Here is a 21,043-nt window from a genome sequence, read left to right as displayed (position 1 = left end):
AAAAGCTACTCTTGGCGGCATGGCTCGTTTTCCGACTAGTGAACGCTTCGTCCGCTGGAGCGCGGAACATGCTCGCGGTGTGGACATCTGCATTGCGACGGTTGCCGCACTGTTCAGCGTTGTCGTTGCGGTCGAGGCGAGTCCGCTGGCGGTGTTCATCTCGCTGGGTATGACCGTTCCGTTGGCGTGGCGACGCTCGCGCCCCGAACTCTCCGGCATGGTGATCGCAGGGTTCGCAGTTCTACACGTGATCTTCATCGGCAACACACTGCTCGCATCGGCCGTTGTCGTCCCCATCTCCCTGTACGCGCTGGCCGCCTATGGTGCTCGGTGGAGTTCACTCACCGGGCTGGTGCTCGCGTTGCTCGGCTCGATTGCCGGGACTGTTCGATACTTCGGCTACGACGGAATCCCGATGTCCTCGCAGGTCATGCAGTCCGTGGCCGTCATGATCTTCATGCTCGCGGTCTGGGCGTTCGGTGATTTGCGTCGAGTTCGTACCAAACAATTGGAAGGTCTGACCGAGCGCGCACGGTTGCTCGAACTCGAGCGTGCGCAGGAAGCGGAAATCGCGACGATCAGCGAACGCTCGAGGATTGCGCGCGAGATGCACGACATCGTCGCGCATTCGTTGACCGTTGTCATCGCTCAGGCCGACGGTGGACGCTACAGCGCGGCCAAGGATCCTCAGGCTGCAATTCAGGCACTCGAAACAATTGCCTCCACCGGCCGCCAAGCGTTGACCGACATGCGATCGCTGCTGTCCGTCCTGCGTGAGGACACGCCCCGTGATTTCTCGGTGATCCCGGGCGCCGGCGACATCGACAGTCTCTTCCACGAGTTACGCAGCAGCGGACTCGACATCGCCGTCAGCGTGACCGGGGAACCACGCGAACTCTCTGCGGGTGCGGGGTTGACGGCGTATCGCATCGTGCAGGAATCGCTGACGAACGTTCTCAAACATGCGGGGCCTGGAGCACAGGCGAGCGTCGAGATGACATGGGCTGAAACCGAACTCGTTCTCGGTATCACCGACGACGGACGAGGCGGCAGCGCCGCGCTGGTCGAATCGTCACCAGGCGGACAGGGACTGATCGGAATGGCCGAGCGAGCCAAGCTGCACGGAGGCAAAGTGACCGCCGGACCGAAATCAGGCGGCGGATACAGCGTCCGGGCCGTCTTGCCGTACGAACGAACGTCTGGGTAGGTCTTGAAACGTCCGAAGGTCTTAAGGTGAGTGGCATGGACGAACACGTGGCTCCGATCGCAGTGGCACTGATCGACGATCAGCAGCTGGTCCGCGCAGGTTTTCGAATGGTCATCGACTCACAGCCGGATCTGTCGGTGGTTGTCGAGGCTTCGGACGGTCAGCAGGCGCTGACCGAGTTGGCCGCCCGTCATGTCGACGTCGTTCTGATGGATGTCCAGATGCCGAAGATGGACGGCATCGAGGCGACTCGTCGGCTCCTGGCCGACCCCGATGCGCCGAAGGTCGTGGTGCTCACCACCTTCGACAACGACGAGTACGTGATGTCGGCTATCCGGGCGGGCGCCAGTGGTTTCCTGCTCAAGGACGTGCCACCGGAGCAGTTGCTCGACGCCATCCGCACCGTGCACCGCGGGGACGCGGTGATCGAAGCCCGGGCCACTCGGCGACTGCTTCAGCACGTCGGGCCACTTCTGGAAGGCTCGGCGCCCGAAGCGCAGTTGCCCGAAGAGTTGACGCCGCGCGAGGTCGAGGTGCTCGAAGCCATGGCGTACGGGCTGTCGAATTCGGAGATCGCTGCGAAATTCCACGTCTCCGAGACGACAGTGAAAACCCATGTCGGACGGGTTCTTTCAAAGACTCATTCTCGTGATCGTGTACAGGCAGTCGTCTTCGCCTTCCAGATCGGACTTGTCCGGCGCGCAGATCTCCTCGGCACCGAGGGCTGACACGCCGCCCTGTCCAGTCCTACCCCGGGATGACACCGGGCTCTCCAAGATCGCCCCGCACTCCGACGCGGAGACCACTTGCGCTGCAATAACGTCGATTCCGTCATAGCGAGAAGCTTTACGGAGGGCAAAAAATGCATGCGCACACCACGACGGAACCAGCCGCAGTGCCGGCGATCACTGCCCGCGGTGTCACCAAGGTGTACGGCACCGGTGAGACCACGGTTCACGCGCTCGGCGGAGTCGACGTGGACTTCGGTCGCGAGCGGTTCACCGCGATCATGGGCCCGTCCGGCTCCGGAAAGTCGACGCTCATGCACTGCCTGGCCGGACTCGACACGGTCTCGGGTGGGCAGGTTTTCCTGGGCGACACCGAAGTCACGAAACTCGGCGACACGGAGCTCACCGAACTGCGACGCGAGCGGATCGGATTCGTCTTCCAAGCGTTCAACCTGCTACCGGTGCTCACTGCTCGGGAGAACATGCTGCTGCCGATGAAGCTGGCAGGTAGTGAACCCTCGCCCGAGTGGATGGACGAGGTGATCGGAAAGCTGGGCCTGTCGCAGCGCCTCGACCACCTGCCGCACGAATTGTCCGGCGGTCAGCAGCAACGCGTAGCCGTCGCCCGCGCACTACTGCCGCAGCCCGACGTGATCTTTGCCGACGAGCCTACCGGCAACCTGGATTCCCGTTCCGGGACAGAGGTTCTGGGACTCTTGCGCACCAGTGTCCGGGAGACCGGTCAGACGGTCGTGATGGTGACACACGATCCGGTGGCGGCGTCGTACGCGGATCGAGTCGTGTTGATCGCGGACGGGCGTATAGCCGGAGAGATCGACCATCCCACCGTCGACTCGGTGATCGGTGCCATGCGAGCTCTCGGTGCCGACGACCTGGCCGATGTTCCTGCAGTTTCGGGTGCACTGCGATGAGAGGTCTGGCGTTTGCGCAGGCGCGGGCACATGCCGGGCGCTATGTGGCGTCGATACTCGCGGTGGTGATCGCCGTCGGATACATCGTCGCGACTTTGACCTTGAGCTCGACTGTCGACGCGAGTGTGAGCAAATCACTTGCGACGCAATACGAAACCACAGATGTCGTCGCGTCCGGTCCAGGCGTGACAGAAGCACTGCTGAGCGCGGTGCCGGGCGTCTCGGCGGTGGCCGACGACGTGTCGACCTATGTTCGTGTCGACTCCGAGGCAAAGGGCGCGTCCTACGGGGATGCGCTCTCGATTGTCGACAATCCCGAATTGCGTTGGGAGAAGGTGTCGGAGGGATCGATTCCGGCTGGTCTGGGGCAGGTGTTGGTGAGCGCGGACTCCGGGATACCGATCGGTGCCCGAATCACAGTCACGGCACGGGATTCGACGGTCGGTGCCGCCGCACCCACCGCGGAGGTAGTCGGACTGGTCGACCTCTCCGGTTCGGCGCAACGACTGGGCGGGATCAAGATATTCACCACCGCCGAGCAGGTGAGCGCGTGGGCCGGTGACAGTGCCGAACGTGAGTTCCGTGTCGCCGGTGACGGTTCACGCTCTCAGCAAGAACTCGTGGATTCGATCTCGAGCGCGTTGCCCGCGGACTCCACCGTGCTGACCGGCGAAGAAGCCACAGACAACGCCGCAGCCGAATACATGGGCGGCACCAAGATCCTCAGCACGGTGTTGCTCGCCTTCGGCGCCATCGCCGTTGTTGTTGCCGCGCTGGTGATCGCCAATACATTTGCCGTGCTGCTCGCGGCGCGCACTCAGGAACTTGCGTTGCTGCGATGCGTCGGCGCCACGGCCAAACAGGTTCGCCGGAGCATTCGCAGTGAAGCCGCGGCGGTCGGCGTGATCGCCTCGGTGATCGGCGTCGGACTCGGTGTCGGACTTGCCTGGGCAATCGGTCGCGTAGCAACGGCCGCAGATGTGCCGGTTCCTCTTTCGTCACTGAGCGTCACCCCGGTGACCGTGCTCGTCGGTCTTGCCGTCGGCATCGTGATGACGATGCTCGCTGCATCTGCGCCCGGGCGGGCGGCAACGAGGCTCTCCCCGCTGGCAGCACTGCAGCCGATGGAGTCCAAGCCCGAGAGCGTTCAGGTATCGGTGGTGCGCCGGGTTCTCGGCGTCGTGACCCTGCTCGCGGGCATCGCGATGACCGTCCTGGGAGTGACGAATCAGCAGGTGCCGGCCGCAACCGCCGGTGGATTGTTCTCGTTCCTGGGGATCGCGGCACTGTCCGGTCGAATCGTGCCTGCACTGATCAATGCGGCCGGCGGAGTGTTGGCGAGACTGATCGGTCCGGTGGGAAGCCTGGCAGCAGGCAACGCCGGTAGGAACCCACGCCGCACCTCGGCGACGGCCACCGCATTGTTGATCGGTGTTGCCTTGACGAGCACGCTCGTCGTGGGAATCGCGACGGTCAAGGAAGCCGCACCCGCGGCGATGGACAGTCAATTCCCCGTCGACGTCATGGTGAGCAGTTCAGGTTCGGCACCGCTTCCCGCAGGGTTGGGCACAGACATCGCCGCGGTCAACGGTGTCGGCGCGGTGAGCGGTCTGGACAAGGCCGAACTGACGATCGACGGGCGCGGTTCGTTGGCCGGATTCGGCGTCGACGCTGCGCGGGTGAAAGATGTTCTGCGTACCGAGATCTCGGTACCCGCGGCCGGTCAGTTGGTGCTCTCGCCCGCTGACCTGACCGAATACAAGCTCTCGGCGGGCGATACGGCGACGGTGCGTGGGGATCGCGGCGTCGTGAACGTCAGCGTGGTCGAGGGCGTGAAAGGTCAACCAGCACTACTGGATCGAGGCGATCTCGGTGCAGCGGCCACCGCGCCGACCACCGATTCGTACTGGGTAAGGCTGGGGACGGATACTGACGAACAGGCTTTGGCCGCCACCGACCGCATCACGGAACTGGCACGCCAGGAAGCGCCGGGCAGCGATGTTCAGGGCATGACCGAGATGCGTTCAGCTCTCGATTCGATCCTCGACACCATGCTCATGGTGGTTGCCGGATTGCTGTCGGTAGCGGTGTTGATCGCTTTGATCGGCGTCGGAAACACCATGGCACTGTCCGTTCTCGAACGGCGCCGCGAATCCGGACTGCTTCGCGCACTCGGACTGACCAAGAAGGGAATTCGAGCCATGTTGATCTGGGAAGCGCTGCTCGTGGCAGGAGTCGCATCGGTGATCGGAGTGCTGTTCGGGATGGTGTTCGGTGCAGCCGGTACCGCATCGGTATTCGGGATCGAGGACGTCGCCCTCAGCGCAGTGCCGTGGGTGCAGTTGGTAGCCATCGTGTTGATCGGCGGAATCTGCGGTGTGATCGCGTCACTGCTCCCCGCTAGGCGGGCGGGGCTGGTGTCACCGGTAACAGCTCTCGCGAGCTAGCGTTCAGAACTGTTTCGTGACCTTCTCGGTGCCCACTCGGCGCGCGGTAGCTTCCGCGTCCGGGTGGGCCACCTGCACGAGTGAGGCGCCCGCGGCGAGAACTGCCAGAAGCCCGTCGATCAATTCGTCTGCCGTGTCCCACGTGCGACTGGAGAGGACACGATCCGTCGACACCAATTCGACGTTCTTCGCCGATGCCCGTGCCGCGTCGATCGTGTCCGCTACGGACCGGCCTTCGAGCGCCGAACCGGCTCCGGCGCTACGGAACTGGTCGCCGTGCACACGGATGGAGGTTGCGTAGTCGGCGACGCCGAGCGGAAGATCGCTCAAACCTTTGCCGAACGCGTCGAGTGAGAGTGCGGCTACCTCCGGTACGTCCGCAACATCGTCCAGTCGGTCGGCAGTGACGAAAGCCAGTTCGGCGTCGGCGTCGGGGGAGAGGACCACCTCACCGCCTGCCCACCACACACCCAGCAAGACGGCGACGCTCTGCCAGTGCGCGGGAAGCAGCACGGCAACTTTGCCGCCCGGCTCGAGAGCGAACTCGTCGCGGACCATATTCGCTGTCTTTGCCGCCCAGTTGGCCAGAGTGCTCGCAGACAATTCGATGCGCTCGCCGGTGGCGTCGTCGTAGTAGGTCACGCGAGGGCCGGCCGGGTCGGCAGCCAGGATCGGTCCGAGGAGGGCGTCGGTCAGGTTGTCTACAGGCGAAGGCACGTCGTCAGCTTACGCAGCCGTTCAGTTCACACAATTTTTCAGTTGACACAGCGCGGGCCGTTGGAGGCCGCGTCGATCGGCGGGCCGGGAGGGGCGGGAGTGGGGCTGGTCTCGGTGGTGCTCGACGATTCAGTCGTGCTTGTCGCTCCTTCGGGCGGGGATACCGCGTCCGCGGACTGCGGGCCGCTGTAGTCCTCGGCAATGACAACCCGAACCTTGCCCGAGGACAATGACGAATCCGCCTTGACCGTCAGACCGCCGAGTGCCTCGGCCACCGCGAGTGCTGCGTCGTCGTCCGCGGACTTTGCGAACACCGTAGATTCGGTGACGTCGGAGCCGGTGTTGTTGCCGACCTGACCCTGCTTGTATCCGAGGGCACTCAACGCTTCGGAAACCCCGCTGGCCAACCCTGCGATGTCACTGGCGTTTGCGACGTCGACAGTGATCGAGGACGCATTCACCGTGGTCGGTGCTTCGGAGGTCTCCTCCGAGTCCTCGCTGTCGGCGCCGACCAATCCCGCGATGTACTTCTTGACGGCCTTGGGATCGACCTTGACGATGGACTCGCCGTAATCGGTCATGCCGTTGATGTCGAGAACGGGAATTGTCTCGAATTGCACCTTGCCGCCGGCCAGATTCTGCAACTGCTTGGCGAACTCGATGATGTCCCAGTCGTCGTCGATCACGACGGAACGCTGGACAGCCGAGGTCAGCTGACTGAGCTTGCCGGGGTCACTGAGGGTTTTTGCGCTGAGTACCTTGCTGACGAGAGAAGCCATGAACACCTGCTGGCGAACGATCCGGTCCAGGTCGCCGCGAGGAAGATCGTGTCGTTGTCGCACGAAGCTCAGCGCGTCGGCACCGTCGAGTGTCTGTTTCCCGGCCGCGAAATTGGCTCCGGACATCGGTTCGTCTACCGGCGCGTTGAGGCACACGTCGACTCCGCCCACTGCGTTGGTCAGCAGGACGAATCCGAGTAGTCCGACTTCGGCGTAGTGATCGACGGTGATGCCGGTCAGATTCGCCACCGCTCCGATGAGCGCGGTCCGGCCGGCTTCCGTCGACTTCTTGTCTGCGTCGCTGTCGGACGACCCGTTGTTGACCAACTTCAGCCGTTCGGTTTCCTTGGTGGCACCGAACGCGGCGTTGATCTTCGACATACCGATACCCGGGACGTTGACGTACGCGTCGCGGGGAATCGAGATCGCGGTCGCGGAACTCCCGTCGTTGGGGACGCGGATCAAGATGATGGTGTCGGTATTGGACGCAACTTCCTCACCTGCGCGCAACGAGTCGAGCTCGCTTTGTGAGAGCGGGTTGCCGTGCGCGTCCGTTCGACTGTCCGTTCCCACCATCAGAATGTCGATGGCGCCGTCCTTGCCGCCACCGAGGCCGAGTCCGCTGGCAGTGGCAAGGCTGTTTCTCAACGAGTCCACACCCCGCCACGCGAACCCGGTGACCAGCAGTACGAGCACGGACAGCACCGCGACCGCTATGCGAGCCGGGCTCGTCTTGGTCCGAATCGGCGCAGGTCGTGGACGCGCGCGGCGCTGCGGTTGCTGGTGGGACACCCCTTCAGGTTACTGGTCCGATGCTCGGCCGCGGGTACCTCGACGCGGCGTGCCAGACTCAACCGTGTGACGAATATCCTGCTCACCGGCGCCCGAGGGCAGCTCGGAACACGTATCGATGCTCTCGCAACGTCGGCGGGTCACACTGTGACGGCCGTCGGTTCCCGCGAGCTCGACATCACCGACAGCCGCGCGGTTGACGACTTCGTCTCGCCTGATTCGGTGCTGATCAACTGCGCTGCGTACACGGCCGTCGATGCTGCCGAGACCGACCAGGAGGCGGCGAGGGCGGTCAACGAGATCGGACCGCGGAATCTCGCGCAAGCCTGTGCGCGGGCGGGTTCGCGGTTGATCCACGTTTCGACGGACTACGTCTTTCCGGGCGATGCAAGCTCGCCATACGACGTCGATGCACCGACCGGTCCCGCGACGGTCTACGGCCGAACCAAACTGGACGGCGAGATCGCTGTTCGAGAGTCGGGGGCTGACGCGGCCGTTGTCCGCACCGCGTGGGTGTATTCCGGTGTCGGCACGGATTTTGTCGCCACGATGAGAAGGCTCGAAGCCGAACGCGAATTCGTGAACGTCGTGGACGACCAGATCGGGTCACCCACGTACAGCGTCGATCTGGCCGGCGGCATCGTCGAACTCGCGCTGCTGGACTTCACGGGTGCGTCGACATTCCACGTGACGAACGGCGGGCAAGCAAGTTGGTACGAGTTGGCGCGAGCTGTTTTCGAGGAGATCGGAGCAGACCCTGCTCGGGTGCGCCCGTGCAGTAGTGCGGAGTTCGTACGCCCTGCCCCGCGCCCGGCATATTCGGTCTTGTCCGAGCGCGCGTGGGTTACCGCGGGAATGACGCCGCTGCGTCCGTGGCGAGAGGCTCTGCACGCCGCTCTGGCGTGAGCATTGTTCGGGACAGTGGCCGCGGACGGCTAGGCTGACCGGCGTGAGTCCCAAGCTGGCCGTGGTAACGGTGACCTACTCGCCAGGCGAGCATCTCGAGAATTTCTTGAGCACGCTCGCTGTGGCGACGACAGAAAAACCCCAGGTCATCATGGCCGACAATGGGTCGACCGATGGTGCCCCCGAGGCCGCCGATGCCAAGTACGAGCATGTCCGTCTGCTTCGAACCGGCGGAAACATCGGGTACGGGGGAGCGATAAATCGGGCTGTAGCGGAGATCGATTCGTCGATCGAATTCGTCGTGATTTCCAACCCGGACGTCCAATGGGCACCCGGTTCACTCGACGAATTGGTGGCTGCGGCAAATCGGTGGCCAAGGGCCGGTGCACTGGGGCCGAAGGTCCTCGAACCGGACGGCAGTGTCTATCCGTCGGCGCGAACGGTGCCCGACATCACCTCGGGCGTCGGGCACGCGTTGCTCGGTACCGTATGGCCGAAGAACCCGTGGACTGCTCGTTACCGTCAGGAGAACGAGGCCGTCACCGAGCGTGCAGTGGGGTGGCTTTCCGGGTCGTGCCTGCTGGTGCGACGCGACGCCTTCGACACCATCTCAGGTTTCGACTCTCGTTACTTCATGTACATGGAGGACGTGGACTTCGGTGACCGCCTCGGAAAAGCCGGGTGGCTCAACGTATTCGTCCCCTCGGCCGTCGTCACCCATGCCAAAGGCCATGCGGCAGGACGTCATCCGGAACTGATGTTGCCTGCCCATCATCGCAGTGCGTACCAGTTCCAGGCTGATCGCCATCCGCACTGGTGGCAGGCTCCGCTACGACTTGCCTTGCGCGGTGGCCTCGCGGTGCGATCCAAGATCGCCGTAGCTTCTGCAGTTCGCGAGCGCGCTCGCACCGACAACTCGACCGACAACCCATCAGTTTCGAACCACGGGGGAAAATGATGTCCGATCCGAATCCGACCGACGCCGTAATCCTGGTAGGCGGCAAAGGCACTCGGCTGCGTCCGCTGACGCTGTCGGCACCCAAGCCGATGCTTCCGACCGCCGGCCTGCCGTTCCTGACGCACCTGCTCGCCCGCATCGAGGCAGCCGGAATCAAGCACGTCGTGCTCGGAACGTCCTTCAAGGCAGAGGTATTCGAGGACTACTTCGGCGACGGCTCCAAGATGGGCCTCGAGATCGACTACGTCTTCGAGACCGAACCGCTGGGCACCGGTGGCGGAATCCGCAACGTTCTGCCGAAGTTGCGCGGTGACAACGTCATGGTGTTCAACGGCGACGTGCTCGGTGGCACCGATCTGAACGGCATTCTCGAGACCCACGAGAAGACGGACGCCGACGTGACCCTGCATCTGGTTCGTGTGGGAGACCCGCGAGCATTCGGTTGTGTTCCGACCGACGAGGACGGACGAGTCTCGGCATTCCTGGAGAAGACTCAGGATCCGCCGACGGATCAGATCAACGCCGGCTGCTACGTCTTCAAGCGCGAGATCATCGAACAGATCCCCGAAGGACGACCGGTATCGGTCGAGCGCGAGGTGTTCCCGAATCTCCTGGCCGAGGGCAAGCGGGTGTTCGGCCACGTCGACTCGTCGTACTGGCGTGACATGGGAACCCCCGAGGACTTCGTTCGCGGTTCCGCCGACCTGGTGCGAGGTATCGCACCTTCGCCGGCTCTCGAAGGTCCGCGCGGCGAGTCGCTGGTTCACCCCGGGGCCGGAATCGCGCCGGGCGCTGTTCTGATCGGCGGCACGGTTGTCGGTCGAGGCGCAGAAGTTGGTGCAGGCGCTCGCCTCGACGGTGCAATTCTCTTCGACGGCGCCGTTGTGGAAGCCGGGGCGGTGGTCGAACGATCGATCCTCGGATTCGGCGTCCGTATCGGACCCCGAGCGCTGGTCCGCGACGCTGTCATCGGCGACGGCGCGGACATCGGTGCGCGGTGTGAATTGTTGCGCGGCGCACGCGTGTGGCCGGGGGTGACGCTGCCGGACGGTGGCGTGCGCTTCAGCACAGATGTGTGATCGTTAGCTGACCTACTGGAATACTGGCGGGTATGACTTCTCTTCCGAGCCGTTACGTTGCCCTCGGTGACTCGTTCACCGAGGGCGTCGGCGACGCCGACGAACGATTCCCCAACGGTCTGCGCGGGTGGGCAGACCGAGTGGCCGAGCAGCTGGCGGTGAACAATCCCGACTTCCGCTACGCCAACCTGGCGATTCGTGGTCGCCTACTCGGACCGATCATCGACGAGCAGTTGGAACCCGCTCTGGCGTTGAAGCCCGATCTGGTGACCATCTACGCCGGCGGAAACGACATGATGCGTCCGAAGCTCGACATCGATGCGATGGTCGCCCGCTACGATTCGGCAATCGGTCAGCTCACTGCATCCGGTGCTCGGGTTCTGATGTTCACCGCGTACGACACCGGATGGTCCGCCTTCTTCGGCAAGCTCCGCGGACGTCTGGCGATCTACAACGAGCTTGTTCGCGAGGTGGCGGACCGCCACGACGCGACCCTCGTCGACTTCTGGCGATTCTCCGAATATCAAGACCTTCGGATGTGGGACTGGGATCGCCTCCACATGTCGCCCTCCGGGCACGAGAACATGGCGACGCGTGTGCTCGACGTGCTCGGCGTCGAACACGGATTGACCCCGCCCGATCTCGGGCCTGCGCCGGTCCTCACGAAAGCCGAAACTCGTCGCGAGGATCGTCAATGGGCGCGAGAGTTCTTGGTGCCGTGGGTAGCTCGGCGCGTGAAGGGAACATCGTCGGGCGACGGAGTGAGCGCCAAGCAGCCCCAGCTTTCTCCGATTCAGTCCTGATTCTTGCGCTGACGGGCGAGCGCGACCAGGTGGTCGATGGTCTCGCGTTCCGCTGTAGGTGGGAGCGCGTCCACCGGCCACCATCTGAGGTCGGTGGACTCTGCGCTGCGGACGATATGTGAATTGTCCGGCGCCACAACAAGAAACCGTAGATCGAGATGGCGAGTCGGTACTCCGAGTGAGCACGTGATCGGATGCGTGTGGGCGGAGAGTAGGTCCGCGTCTATCCGAACGTCGTGAATTCCGGACTCCTCGCGAGCTTCCCGCAATGCCGCATCTACCACCGTCTCGTCGTCGGGCTCGCAGTGGCCGCCGAGCTGAATCCACCTGCCCACCTTGGGATGCAGGGTCAGCAAGACGTGGCAGCCACTCTCGTCGAGAACGAGAGACGACGCGGTGATGTGTCCCGGTGCGTGGCGACGAAGGCAGCCGTCCGGAGCCGAATCGAGGAACGCGAGCATCGTGTGCCTCAATGATTCGTCCGCTTCGGAGGACGTCTCCCAGCCCTCCAGGACGCCCTTGGCGGAGGCGTGCAGCGATTCGGCTGACATGGACCTACAGCTCCACCAACGCGTCCCCGGGGGCGGAGACAGAGCGCGGAGTCAGTGGTTCGAGGGGGTGCCCGATTGCGATGGCACCGAGTGGCTGCCAATCCGCCGGGAGATCGAGTTGTTCGCGTACGAGATCGGCGGCGAAGATCGTCGATCCGATCCAGCAGCTTCCCACGCCGCGGGTGGCCAACGAGACCAGCAGTCCCTGCACTGCCGCGCCGGCGGCGACCGTGAACATCGTCGACTCCGCCGCGGTTCGTCTGGCATCCGGATAACTGTGTGCGCCATCGGGCACGCAGAAGGGAATGACGACCTCGGGGGCGTCGAACAGGATGTTTCCGCGGGCAACCCGGGCCTCGACGGATTCGTCACTGCGACCGTCGGCGCGAAGATCGGCGGCCCACTTCTCGCGCATCTGCTCGAGAAGAGCCGTGCGGACCGACTCCGTGCGTAGCCACACGAATCGAACCGGTCTCGTGTGGTGCGGTGCGGGAGCGGTGAGTGCCTCGGCGATCGAGCTGCGAATGATCTCCGCGTCGACGGGATCACTTACGAACTGTCGGACCGATCGACGCAACAGCAGCGCCTGGCCACGGCCCATCGCCGTAGCTTCCTCGGTGCCCAGCCAGAACAGATCGTCCGGGCCGCGGCGAATCAGATCCTGGCCACTCGAACCGTCGTCCTCGAACCGAAGCCCACGAACGACGGCGACGGGAACGCCGCCCAGCTTGCCCTTGACCAAGTCGCCCGCAGCGGCGATTTCGTCCGCGATCGCGATCTCGGTGACGATCAGATCGTTGCCCTGATTGTCCTGTGCTCCGAGGTAGCCGTGCAGGACCGGAATGCCGGAGGAACCGATTGCGGCGTCGGTCTGCCCGTTGCGCCACGCACGACCCATCGTGTCGGTGACGACGACGGCGACGGACTTGCCCGTGCTCTCGAGAATTCGGGCGCGCAGACCCGCAGCGCTCGCATCCGGATCCACGGGGAGCAGCGCCAATTCGGCACCGTCGACGTTGGAGCCGTCGATGCCCGATGCGGCCTGCACGATTCCGAGTTTGTTCTCGGTGATCAGAGTGCGGCCCTTGCGTGCCACGACGCGGACGGCTTCCTGATCCACCAGGAGGCGTCGTGCCGCGTCGCGCTCTTCCGGATCGGTCGGTGAGGAAACGATGCGACCCTCGACTTTGGAGAACACCTTGCTCGTGACGACAACGACGTCGCCGCTCTCGAGCCACGGCGTCGCGTCGACGACAGCGGTGGCCAAGTCGTCTCCGGGCCGGAACTCGGGAAGCCCGAGCACGGGAATGACTTCGATTGCGGCGCCGGGGGAGTGATCACCGGGAGAGTGATTTCTGTCGCGGCTTGCTTCGGTTCCGGGCTCGGTCACAGTTCGACTCCGGCGATCTCGAAAGCCGTGCGAACCATTTTCGCGGTCTCTTCGGGGGACGTCATCAAAAGTGGGATGCTTCGCACGTCCACCCCGTCGATGTCGGCCGTGTCACCTTCGTCGACGAGCCAGCCGTCGAGAATACCGTTGATCGAACGAGCTCCGTAGTGGCGACCGATCGCCTCCGAAGTCGTCTCGACCCCGATCACCTCGAGGCACTCGTCAGCCATGCCGCGCAACGGTTTTCCGCCGATGACGGGGGAGAGGCCGACAACCTTGGCCGCGGTTGTTCGCAGGGCACCGCGAATGCCGGGCACCGCGAGGATCGCGCCGACGCTCACGACGGGATTGGACGGTGCGATCAGCACGATGTCGGCACCGTCGATCGCCTCGACCACCCCTGGCGCGGGCTTGGCCTGCTCGGCGCCGACGTGAGCGAAGCTGTGCGTTTCCACCTGTGCCCGATGGCGTACCCACCACTCCTGGAAATGAATCGCCTTCTGCTCACCGCCTTCCGGATCGGTGATCACGACGTGTGTTTCGCTGCGGTCGTCGCTGACGGGAAGCAGTGCGACACCGGGATTCCAGCGATTGCACAACGCTTCGGTGATCGCGGACAACGGATATCCCGTGCGGAGCATCTGGCTGCGAATCAAATGCGTTGCGATATCGCGATCTCCGAGGCCGAACCAGTCCGGCTTCGCGCCGTACGCGGCGAGTTCTTCTTTCGCATTCCAGGTTTCGCCGGCGTGCCCCCACCCGCGTTCGGTGTCGATGCCGCCGCCGAGTGTGTACATACAAGTGTCCAGATCGGGGCAGATGCGCAGACCGTGCATCCACACGTCGTCCCCGACGTTGACGACGGCCGTGATGCGATGTGGGCCTTCGTATTTCTCGAGGGATTCACCACCGGCGATTCCGAGCGCGTTTTGAACACCTTGAAGGAAACGGGCCCCGCCGACGCCGCCAACCAATACAGTCACGTTCACGACAACAGAGCCTAGGCGGTCGGCGCGTCGTCGTGTCTGGCGGGCAGAAGGTCCCGTCAATTGAGGGCCGGAATACTAATGGATTCATCTCGTTTAGCTTGACCGCGACACGCTGGACGTGTGTAATCTCAAATGTGTCATTCCAACCGCTACTTGTGAGTTCACTTGCAGCGGGGCCGGTTTCGAACACAGTTTCGAACGGTCGACGGGGTGGGGTTGAAGATGGAGTGAAAATTCTGCGCTATTACAGGTGAGGAGGCGGAACGATGCCCAATGAAAATGTCGAGATCAGTTCTCTCGCAATGACAGTAAGCGACGAACCGCAGACCGATTCCCGAGCAGGCGCAGCAGAAGGTGCCTGCAGCAGTGAGTTCGACGGTATGAGTACTCGGCCAGTGCTGAGTCTCGTCACCGGCTTCGAAGAATTGTTCGACACCATCGAGGATCAGTGGCAGGAGCGTGCTCTCTGCGCGCAGACCGATCCCGAAGCGTTCTTTCCTGAAAAGGGAGGATCGACGAGGGAAGCAAAACGGATCTGCCTCGGTTGTGAAGTTCGTGACGAGTGCCTCGAGTACGCGCTTGCGAACGACGAACGGTTCGGAATCTGGGGAGGGTTGTCCGAGCGCGAGCGTCGGCGACTCAAGCGGGGGATCATCTGATCTGCTGCTGAATCGGTTCTGTCAGCGTCGGGGCTGACGGGCGGTCTTCGAAAGTCTGACCTGCAACGGGGAATTGCAGGTCAAGCAACGACTGTTTTGTTCTTCGTGTGGATTTACTTCTTCGTGTGACATCAGTTTTTTCGTCTGACAGTGCGTCAGTCCTCGTCGGGCAGTATCAGTCCTCGTCGGGCAGCGTGGGGTCGATGACCTGTGGGTCGACGCCCAGATACGTGCCGACTTGATGGACCAACACGTCGTGCACCAGATCCGTGAGTTCTTCCGGATCCTTCGCTCGCTGCTCCAATGGGCGGCGAAACAGCACAATTCTTGCGCGAGTCGTATTTCCGTGACGGTCGATTCCGGCCGGAATCAGTCGTGACAGTGGAACCGGGCCGTCTGCGATGACCTCCGGCGGCCATGTGACGGACTCCGGATCGTGCGCGTGAATCTTCGGAACTTCGTCCACTGCGATGTCGAGTTTCGTCAGCCGGTCGTGCCATGTGAGGTCGACGGGAGAGAAGGCGTCGAGCACCAGGAGATCGAACTTCTCCGCGCGGGTACGCCTGGCGGGCACCTCCGGGGGAAGTAGCGGTCCGCGCAGGCCACGGCCGTGTCGCTCGATGGAACGAGTGGTGACCGAGCGTCGGCGGCGGGCTTGTGGCATGGCGCCAGATTACGACAGGAGAAACTGCTCGGTGTGTCCGAGTAGGTTCCGGACGTGGGGAGGGCTAGGCTCCGTACCTGTGAGATCTCTGCGTCGCTGCTGCCGCCCCGGGTGCAAGAACCCCGCCGTCGCGACGCTTACGTATGTCTACTCGGACTCCACTGCGGTTGTCGGGCCGCTGGCAACCGTCGCCGAGCCCCATTCATGGGATTTGTGTGACACTCACGGCTCTCGAATCACCGCCCCCAAGGGGTGGGAACTCGTCCGCCACGAAGGCGGATTCGCGTCGAGTACTCCCGACGAAGACGATCTGACCGCTTTGGCCGAAGCTGTACGTGAGGCCGGTCTCGGAGATCGCAGCAAGTCCAACGTCGATGCAGATGAGGACATACGTCCCGCAGCTCCGAGTACTGCCCGTACAGGGCGTCGTGGACACCTACGCGTTCTGCCCGACCCGTCCAACTGACGCGAGATTCGTCGCCGTAGACGCTAGGCTCGACCGAGTACTTCCACACCCGAGTACTGCGAATCTCCGGACGCCATGCGCCCGGACGTTCCCGTCTGTGAGGGTGCATGCACAAGGAGAGTTTTCAGTGGGGCGAACAGCCGAGTCGGTTGCTGCAATCATCAAGGCGTACGACGTACGCGGTGTGGTCGGTGAGCAGATCGACGAAGATTTTGTCCGCGACGTCGGTGCGTCGTTCGCCCGACTGGTCCGCGACGAGGCCGGCGCCGCCACGACGGTTGTGATCGGCTACGACATGCGCGCATCGTCGCCCACACTGTCTTCGGCTTTCGGTGACGGCGTGCTTGCTCAAGGGCTCGACGTCGTCTACATCGGATTGGCGTCGACCGACGAGCTCTACTTTGCATCCGGTTTGCTGAACTGCCCGGGCGCGATGTTCACGGCGAGCCACAATCCCGCCAAGTACAACGGCATCAAGATGTGTCGGGCCGGCGCCAAGCCGGTCGGTCAGGACACCGGCCTCGCAGTCATCTCCGCCGAGGTCGTCTCGGGTGTTCCCGCGTACGACGGACCGGCAGGCACCGCCAGCACCAAGGACGTCCTCGAGGAATACGCGAGCTACCTCCGCGGATTGGTCGACCTGGCGGCGTTGCGCCCGCTGAAGGTCGCAGTCGATGCAGGCAACGGTATGGGCGGCCATACCGCGCCGGCCGTATTCGGGCCGATGCCCCTCGACGTCCTGCCGCTCTACTTCGAGCTCGACGGCACGTTCCCCAACCACGAAGCCAATCCGCTCGATCCGGCCAACCTCGTCGACCTGCAGGCCTACGTGCGCGAAACCGGAGCGGACATCGGCTTGGCGTTCGACGGTGACGCGGACCGTTGCTTCGTCGTAGACGAGAAGGGCGACCCGGTCTCGCCGTCCGCGGTGACGGCACTTGTCGCCAAGCGCGAACTCGCGAAGGAACCGGGCGCGTCGATCATCCACAACCTGATCACGTCACGGGCAGTGCCCGAACTGGTCGAAGAACTCGGCGGCGTCGCTATTCGTACCCGAGTCGGCCACTCGTTCATCAAGCAGGAGATGGCCGAGACCGGTGCCGTGTTCGGCGGCGAGCACTCCGCTCACTACTACTTCCGCGACTTCTGGGGCGCCGACTCCGGCATGCTCGCGGCGCTGCACGTACTCGCCGCACTGGGCGAGCAGGATCGTCCGCTCTCCGAGTTGATGGCGGAGTACACCCGCTACGCGGCCTCGGGCGAGATCAACTCCACCGTGGCTGACGCGGCAGATCGTACGGCCGCTGTACTGGCGGCATTTGCCGACCGCACCGAGTCGGTGGATCGCCTCGACGGTGTCACGGTCAGTCTCGAGGGAAATGCCTGGTTCAACTTGCGCGCGTCCAACACCGAACCACTGCTGCGACTCAACGTCGAAGCACCCACGTCCGCCGATGTCGACGCATTGGTGAACGAAATTCTGGCGATCGTCCGGGCTTGAATCCGAGTCTGATCGGTTTGTCGGTGAGCCGAAGCCCTGGGATAGTTGGGGGACTATCTCAGGAACGACGGCCTCGGGAACGAGGGCTTTGCCACCACGGACCGCGTGGAGCTGGAATGCTGGATGGTGCGGGAACTGCTAACGGAGAAGGGGGTGCGGTGAGATGACAGCGCCGATGCCGCTTCTCGACCTCGACGACAGCGAGGGTTTGTCAGCTGCCGATTCGGAAGGGCTACTGCGGTCTGTAGCCATGGGCGGCGCACAGATTCGGGCCACCGCGTCGGCCGTCGGTGAGGGTGTGATCTCCCGATTGGCCGGTCTGCGTCCGCGCAGCGTCGTACTCATCGCCGGCGCGGGTGGCGCCCGGCACGGAGCCAGGATCGCGCTTGCTCTCGTCGGAGATTCGGTCGGTTGCCCGCTCCTCGTTCTCGACCGGACGCCGTCGTGGGCCGGGCCATTGGACGTGATCGTCGTCGCCGGTGACGATGCCGGTGATCCACGCCTCGTCGAATCCGTTGACAGTGCCGTACGCCGCGGCGCCGAGGTTGTTGTCGCCGTTCCCGACGAGGGGCCCATGCGAGCCGTGGCGGCCGGGCGCACCATGCCCTTGCCACCGCGGCTCTACGCCTCGCCCCGGCACACTATGACGCGGTTCCTCGCCGTCTTCCTCGCGGTTGCCGCCGAAATCGAGGGCAAGGGATCGATCGAGGACCGTTCGGCGGTGCTCGGTCGAATCGCCGACGCAGTTGATGCGGAGGCGCTGCGGGACGGACCTGCCAACGAGGTATTCCACAACCCGGCCAAGTCGTTGGCCACCAGGATGAGCGGCCGGCGAGTCGTTCTGTGTGGAAGTGGTTCCGTGACAACAGCACTCGCAGAGTTCTCGAGCGTTGCGTTGATGAGCTCCGGCCTGAACGCCGCTGCCGCCGAGATCTCCGAGGTGATTCGTTCGGCGCGGGCACTGTTCGCGCCGGACGCAGCTTCACGTGATTCGGTGTTCCACGACCCCTTCTTTCACGATCCGCAACTCGACGGCGCGCTGCCGACCCCGCCGGCGCGGGCGTTCGTCTTCGCGACCGAATCCACGCGCGGGGAGGCGAGGCGCCGGATGGACGCACTGGCTGACGCCGACCTGGTGGTTGCGGCAGACGAAGACCAGACCAACGTGGTCATATCGGAGATGGAGCAGGTATTCGTGTTGGCGTCTCGAATAGACATGGCCGCGGCGTACGTGCAGTTGACAGGCGGTGCGAAGTAAGTGCGTGAACTCGAAGGTGCACTTCGTTCTTACGCGTGGGGCTCGCGAACGGCAATTGCCGAACTACGCGGTCTTTCGACTCCGTCGAATCATCCCGAAGCGGAATTGTGGTTGGGCGCGCACCCGGGTGACCCGGCGCGCGTGATCACCGAATCCGGAAGCGAGTCGTTGCTCGAGGTCCTGCACCGCGAACCCGAACGCGAACTCGGCCGTGAGAACCTCGAGGCATTCGGTGAGCGACTCCCATTCCTGCTCAAGCTGCTTGCGGCGGAAGAACCGCTGTCGCTTCAAGCGCACCCCAGCGCCGTTCAAGCCGACGAGGGATTTCGTCGTGAGAACGCACTCGGCGTTCCCATGGAATCGCCGATTCGCAACTACAAGGACGGCAGCCACAAGCCCGAACTCGTTGTCGCGCTCAGCAGATTCGAAGCGCTTGCCGGATTCCGCGAGCCGACGCGGACTGTCAAACTGCTGCGCGCTCTGGCCGTCGACGAGTTGGAGCCGTACATCGGTCTGCTCGAAGGCCAACCCGATTCCGACGGACTGCGGGCGTTGTTCACGACATGGATCACGCTGCCGTCCACGGTGCTCGGGACCTTGCTCCCTGCCGTACTTGCCGGGTGCATCACCTACGTCGCGCACCACGACGCCGAATTCGTGACCGAGATCCGCACCGCGCTGGAATTGAGCGAGGCGTACCCCGGCGACGCCGGTGTTCTGGCGGCACTGCTGCTCAACCGCGTCACCCTCGAGCCCGGCCAAGGACTGTTTCTCGCTGCCGGCAATCTCCACGCGTATCTCCATGGACTCGCGGTCGAGATCATGGCCAACTCCGACAACGTTCTGCGTGGTGGGCTGACACCGAAGCACGTCGACGTGCCCGAATTGCTGAGGGTTCTGGACTTCGTCGGGGCCGATATCGAAGTGCTCGATCCGGCCCCGTCATCTGGATCAGGTCAGTCAGGATCAGGTAGATACGAGTACGTCACGCCGGCGCCCGAATTTCGTTTGACGCGTCTGGAGTTCGACGCGAATTCCACGGACATCGTCGTCGACGCTTCAGGCCCGCGGATTCTGATCTGCACCGACGGCGCGGTCACTGCGACGTGCGGCACTGACACTCTCTACCTCGATCGAGGCCGAGCGGCGTGGATCGCTGCCGACGAGCCCGCGATACACCTGAGCACACGGACCCCGACTGCGCAGGTTTTCAGTGCCGTAGTCGGAAACTAGGAGACATTGTGTCGGCTCATGGTGGCAAGAAGGCAATTCTGGCGGCCCTCGGAGCCAATGCCGGAATTGCCGTAGCCAAGTTCGCCGGATTCTTGATCACCGGATCGTCGTCGATGCTCGCCGAATCGGTGCACTCGGTGGCCGACACGTCCAATCAGGGTTTGCTGCTCCTGGGGCAGAAGAAGGCAGAACGTGACGCGGATCAACTGCACCCGTTCGGCTACGGGCGCAACCGATACTTCTATTCGTTCGTCGTTGCACTGGTGCTCTTCACCCTCGGTTCGCTGTTCGCGATTTACGAGGGTATTCACAAGATTCAACATCCGGAAGAACTCAATTCGGCTTTCGTGGCAATCGCGATTCTTGTCATAGCGATTTGTCTGGAGGGCTACAGCTTCCGGACCGCAGCGAAGGAATCACGACCGCTCAAGGGAAATGCGTCGTGGTGGAACTTCATCCGAACCTCTCGTAGCCCGGAACTCCCGGTTGTGCTGCTCGAGGACACCGGCGCATTGATCGGTCTCGTCCTTGCACTCGGCGGCGTCGGCCTCACGATGGTGACCGGAAATCCGGTCTTCGACGGCATCGGAACTCTGTGCATCGGTGTCCTGCTCGGCATCATCGCGATCATTCTGATCATCGAAATGCAGTCGCTGCTGATCGGTGAGGGCGCAACGGCGGTGGAGACCGAACTGATCCTCAACGCCCTGGTCGACGGAACTCGTATCGAACGCGTCATTCATTGCAAGACGCAGTACCTCGGTCCCGAGGAGATCCTTGTTGCTGCCAAGGTTGCGGTGCCGATCGGATCGACGATCTCGGACGTGGCGACGGCGATCGACGAGGCCGAGTCTCGCGTGCGCGCTGCAGTGCCTGCGGCGCGGGTGATCTACCTCGAGCCGGACCTGGATCGTCTCAGCGCAGGAGATCGCCCTGAAACAGATCTACAGGCTCCCGACAAACCCTGAACAAAGCTGCGCCTGC

The 21,043-nt window shown here is 63.6% G+C and carries 20 protein-coding genes; 14 read left to right on the top strand and 6 right to left on the bottom strand.

Annotated features, from left to right (window positions below; translation table 11 throughout):
• Nucleotides 1-19 precede the first annotated feature (19 nt).
• The 4 genes from ABH939_RS08970 to ABH939_RS08955 all read left to right on the top strand — a co-directional run bounded on the left by ABH939_RS08970 (nt 20) and on the right by ABH939_RS08955 (nt 5,314).
• Entirely contained in the window at nt 20-1,207 is a 1,188-nt protein-coding gene (locus ABH939_RS08970; protein WP_063316640.1) for a sensor histidine kinase, read from the top strand.
• A gap of 35 nt (nt 1,208-1,242) precedes the next feature.
• The gene (locus ABH939_RS08965; protein WP_003940960.1) at nt 1,243-1,935 is read left to right on the top strand and encodes a response regulator transcription factor; all 693 of its coding nucleotides are present in this window, start codon (nt 1,243-1,245) and stop codon (nt 1,933-1,935) included.
• A 134-nt stretch (nt 1,936-2,069) separates the two neighbouring features.
• Nucleotides 2,070-2,867, top strand: coding sequence for an ABC transporter ATP-binding protein (locus tag ABH939_RS08960; RefSeq protein WP_042450120.1), 798 nt, complete (start codon nt 2,070-2,072; stop codon nt 2,865-2,867).
• Complete coding sequence (locus ABH939_RS08955; RefSeq protein ID WP_404649562.1) at nt 2,864-5,314, top strand: ABC transporter permease; 2,451 nt, start codon at nt 2,864-2,866, stop codon at nt 5,312-5,314. The genes ABH939_RS08960 and ABH939_RS08955 overlap by 4 nt, the downstream gene beginning before the upstream one ends.
• A gap of 3 nt (nt 5,315-5,317) precedes the next feature.
• Here ABH939_RS08955 and ABH939_RS08950 read toward each other — a convergent pair whose 3' ends face one another.
• Complete coding sequence (locus tag ABH939_RS08950; protein ID WP_003940786.1) at nt 5,318-6,031, bottom strand: TIGR03089 family protein; 714 nt, start codon at nt 6,029-6,031, stop codon at nt 5,318-5,320.
• A 38-nt stretch (nt 6,032-6,069) separates the two neighbouring features.
• A complete protein-coding gene (locus tag ABH939_RS08945; RefSeq protein ID WP_037125651.1) occupies nt 6,070-7,554 on the bottom strand; it encodes an LCP family protein in 1,485 nt (494 codons plus the stop codon).
• Between the two features lie 114 nt (nt 7,555-7,668).
• On the opposite strand from ABH939_RS08945, the gene rfbD reads away from it, so the two are divergent.
• Genes rfbD through ABH939_RS08925 form a run of 4 tightly spaced genes read left to right on the top strand, consistent with a single transcriptional unit; the run spans nt 7,669 to nt 11,348 of the window.
• The gene (rfbD, locus tag ABH939_RS08940) at nt 7,669-8,508 is read left to right on the top strand and encodes a dTDP-4-dehydrorhamnose reductase (RefSeq protein WP_054802243.1); all 840 of its coding nucleotides are present in this window, start codon (nt 7,669-7,671) and stop codon (nt 8,506-8,508) included.
• A gap of 43 nt (nt 8,509-8,551) precedes the next feature.
• Nucleotides 8,552-9,466, top strand: a complete 915-nt coding sequence (locus ABH939_RS08935; RefSeq protein ID WP_003940999.1) for a glycosyltransferase family 2 protein — start codon at nt 8,552-8,554, stop codon at nt 9,464-9,466.
• The gene (locus tag ABH939_RS08930) at nt 9,463-10,545 is read left to right on the top strand and encodes a sugar phosphate nucleotidyltransferase (RefSeq protein ID WP_037125580.1); all 1,083 of its coding nucleotides are present in this window, start codon (nt 9,463-9,465) and stop codon (nt 10,543-10,545) included. Before ABH939_RS08935 ends, ABH939_RS08930 begins: the two co-directional genes overlap by 4 nt.
• A gap of 32 nt (nt 10,546-10,577) precedes the next feature.
• Nucleotides 10,578-11,348, top strand: a complete 771-nt coding sequence (locus tag ABH939_RS08925; protein ID WP_003940765.1) for an SGNH/GDSL hydrolase family protein — start codon at nt 10,578-10,580, stop codon at nt 11,346-11,348.
• Here the strand turns inward: ABH939_RS08925 and ABH939_RS08920 are convergent.
• From ABH939_RS08920 to cofD, 3 genes are read right to left on the bottom strand one after another with little or no spacing between them, the layout of a single operon-like run.
• On the bottom strand, nt 11,339-11,899 hold the full coding sequence (locus ABH939_RS08920) for an NUDIX hydrolase (protein ID WP_003940680.1): 561 nt from the start codon (nt 11,897-11,899) through the stop codon (nt 11,339-11,341). The genes ABH939_RS08925 and ABH939_RS08920 overlap by 10 nt on opposite strands.
• Before the next feature lie 4 nt (nt 11,900-11,903).
• Nucleotides 11,904-13,289, bottom strand: coding sequence for a coenzyme F420-0:L-glutamate ligase (locus ABH939_RS08915; RefSeq protein ID WP_075832843.1), 1,386 nt, complete (start codon nt 13,287-13,289; stop codon nt 11,904-11,906).
• Entirely contained in the window at nt 13,286-14,278 is a 993-nt protein-coding gene (cofD, locus tag ABH939_RS08910; protein ID WP_404649561.1) for a 2-phospho-L-lactate transferase, read from the bottom strand. The genes ABH939_RS08915 and cofD overlap by 4 nt, the downstream gene beginning before the upstream one ends.
• 380 nt (nt 14,279-14,658) lie before the next feature.
• Between cofD and ABH939_RS08905 the strand changes: the two genes are divergently transcribed.
• On the top strand, nt 14,659-14,937 hold the full coding sequence (locus ABH939_RS08905; RefSeq protein WP_020907098.1) for a WhiB family transcriptional regulator: 279 nt from the start codon (nt 14,659-14,661) through the stop codon (nt 14,935-14,937).
• Nucleotides 14,938-15,112: 175 nt separating this feature from the next.
• Here the strand turns inward: ABH939_RS08905 and ABH939_RS08900 are convergent, their stop codons facing one another.
• A complete protein-coding gene (locus ABH939_RS08900; RefSeq protein WP_075832845.1) occupies nt 15,113-15,601 on the bottom strand; it encodes a metallopeptidase family protein in 489 nt (162 codons plus the stop codon).
• A gap of 79 nt (nt 15,602-15,680) precedes the next feature.
• On the opposite strand from ABH939_RS08900, the gene ABH939_RS08895 reads away from it, so the two are divergent.
• The 5 genes from ABH939_RS08895 (at nt 15,681) to ABH939_RS08875 (ending at nt 21,027) form a co-directional block, all read left to right on the top strand.
• Entirely contained in the window at nt 15,681-16,067 is a 387-nt protein-coding gene (locus ABH939_RS08895; RefSeq protein ID WP_007731177.1) for a DUF3499 domain-containing protein, read from the top strand.
• A 127-nt stretch (nt 16,068-16,194) separates the two neighbouring features.
• Entirely contained in the window at nt 16,195-17,568 is a 1,374-nt protein-coding gene (locus ABH939_RS08890) for a phosphomannomutase/phosphoglucomutase (protein ID WP_003941022.1), read from the top strand.
• A gap of 163 nt (nt 17,569-17,731) precedes the next feature.
• Entirely contained in the window at nt 17,732-18,826 is a 1,095-nt protein-coding gene (locus ABH939_RS08885) for a hypothetical protein (protein WP_058039087.1), read from the top strand.
• Nucleotides 18,827-20,059, top strand: a complete 1,233-nt coding sequence (gene manA, locus ABH939_RS08880; RefSeq protein ID WP_064688946.1) for a mannose-6-phosphate isomerase, class I — start codon at nt 18,827-18,829, stop codon at nt 20,057-20,059.
• Between the two features lie 8 nt (nt 20,060-20,067).
• The gene (locus ABH939_RS08875) at nt 20,068-21,027 is read left to right on the top strand and encodes a cation diffusion facilitator family transporter (RefSeq protein ID WP_042450115.1); all 960 of its coding nucleotides are present in this window, start codon (nt 20,068-20,070) and stop codon (nt 21,025-21,027) included.
• The last annotated feature ends 16 nt before the right edge of the window (nt 21,028-21,043 follow it).

The sequence above is a fragment of the Rhodococcus sp. 27YEA6 genome, assembly GCF_044908235.1.
In the GTDB taxonomy this organism is placed as follows: Bacteria; Actinomycetota; Actinomycetes; order Mycobacteriales; family Mycobacteriaceae; genus Rhodococcus_F; species Rhodococcus_F qingshengii.
The sequence above is the reverse complement of the archived record's forward strand: the minus strand, read 5'-3'. Positions and strand labels throughout refer to the sequence as shown.

Excerpts from the sequence above, each read along its gene's own strand:
- ABH939_RS08970 (WP_063316640.1), top strand. The coding sequence starts at position 20 with ATGGCTCGTTTTCCGACTAGTGAACGCTTCGTCCGCTGGAGCGCGGAA.
- ABH939_RS08965 (WP_003940960.1), top strand. The coding sequence starts at position 1,243 with ATGGACGAACACGTGGCTCCGATCGCAGTGGCACTGATCGACGATCAG.
- ABH939_RS08960 (WP_042450120.1), top strand. The coding sequence starts at position 2,070 with ATGCATGCGCACACCACGACGGAACCAGCCGCAGTGCCGGCGATCACT.
- ABH939_RS08955 (WP_404649562.1), top strand. The coding sequence starts at position 2,864 with ATGAGAGGTCTGGCGTTTGCGCAGGCGCGGGCACATGCCGGGCGCTAT.
- ABH939_RS08930 (WP_037125580.1), top strand. The coding sequence starts at position 9,463 with ATGATGTCCGATCCGAATCCGACCGACGCCGTAATCCTGGTAGGCGGC.
- ABH939_RS08925 (WP_003940765.1), top strand. The coding sequence starts at position 10,578 with ATGACTTCTCTTCCGAGCCGTTACGTTGCCCTCGGTGACTCGTTCACC.
- ABH939_RS08920 (WP_003940680.1), bottom strand. The coding sequence starts at position 11,899 with ATGTCAGCCGAATCGCTGCACGCCTCCGCCAAGGGCGTCCTGGAGGGC.
- ABH939_RS08905 (WP_020907098.1), top strand. The coding sequence starts at position 14,659 with ATGAGTACTCGGCCAGTGCTGAGTCTCGTCACCGGCTTCGAAGAATTG.
- ABH939_RS08900 (WP_075832845.1), bottom strand. The coding sequence starts at position 15,601 with ATGCCACAAGCCCGCCGCCGACGCTCGGTCACCACTCGTTCCATCGAG.
- ABH939_RS08885 (WP_058039087.1), top strand. The coding sequence starts at position 17,732 with ATGACAGCGCCGATGCCGCTTCTCGACCTCGACGACAGCGAGGGTTTG.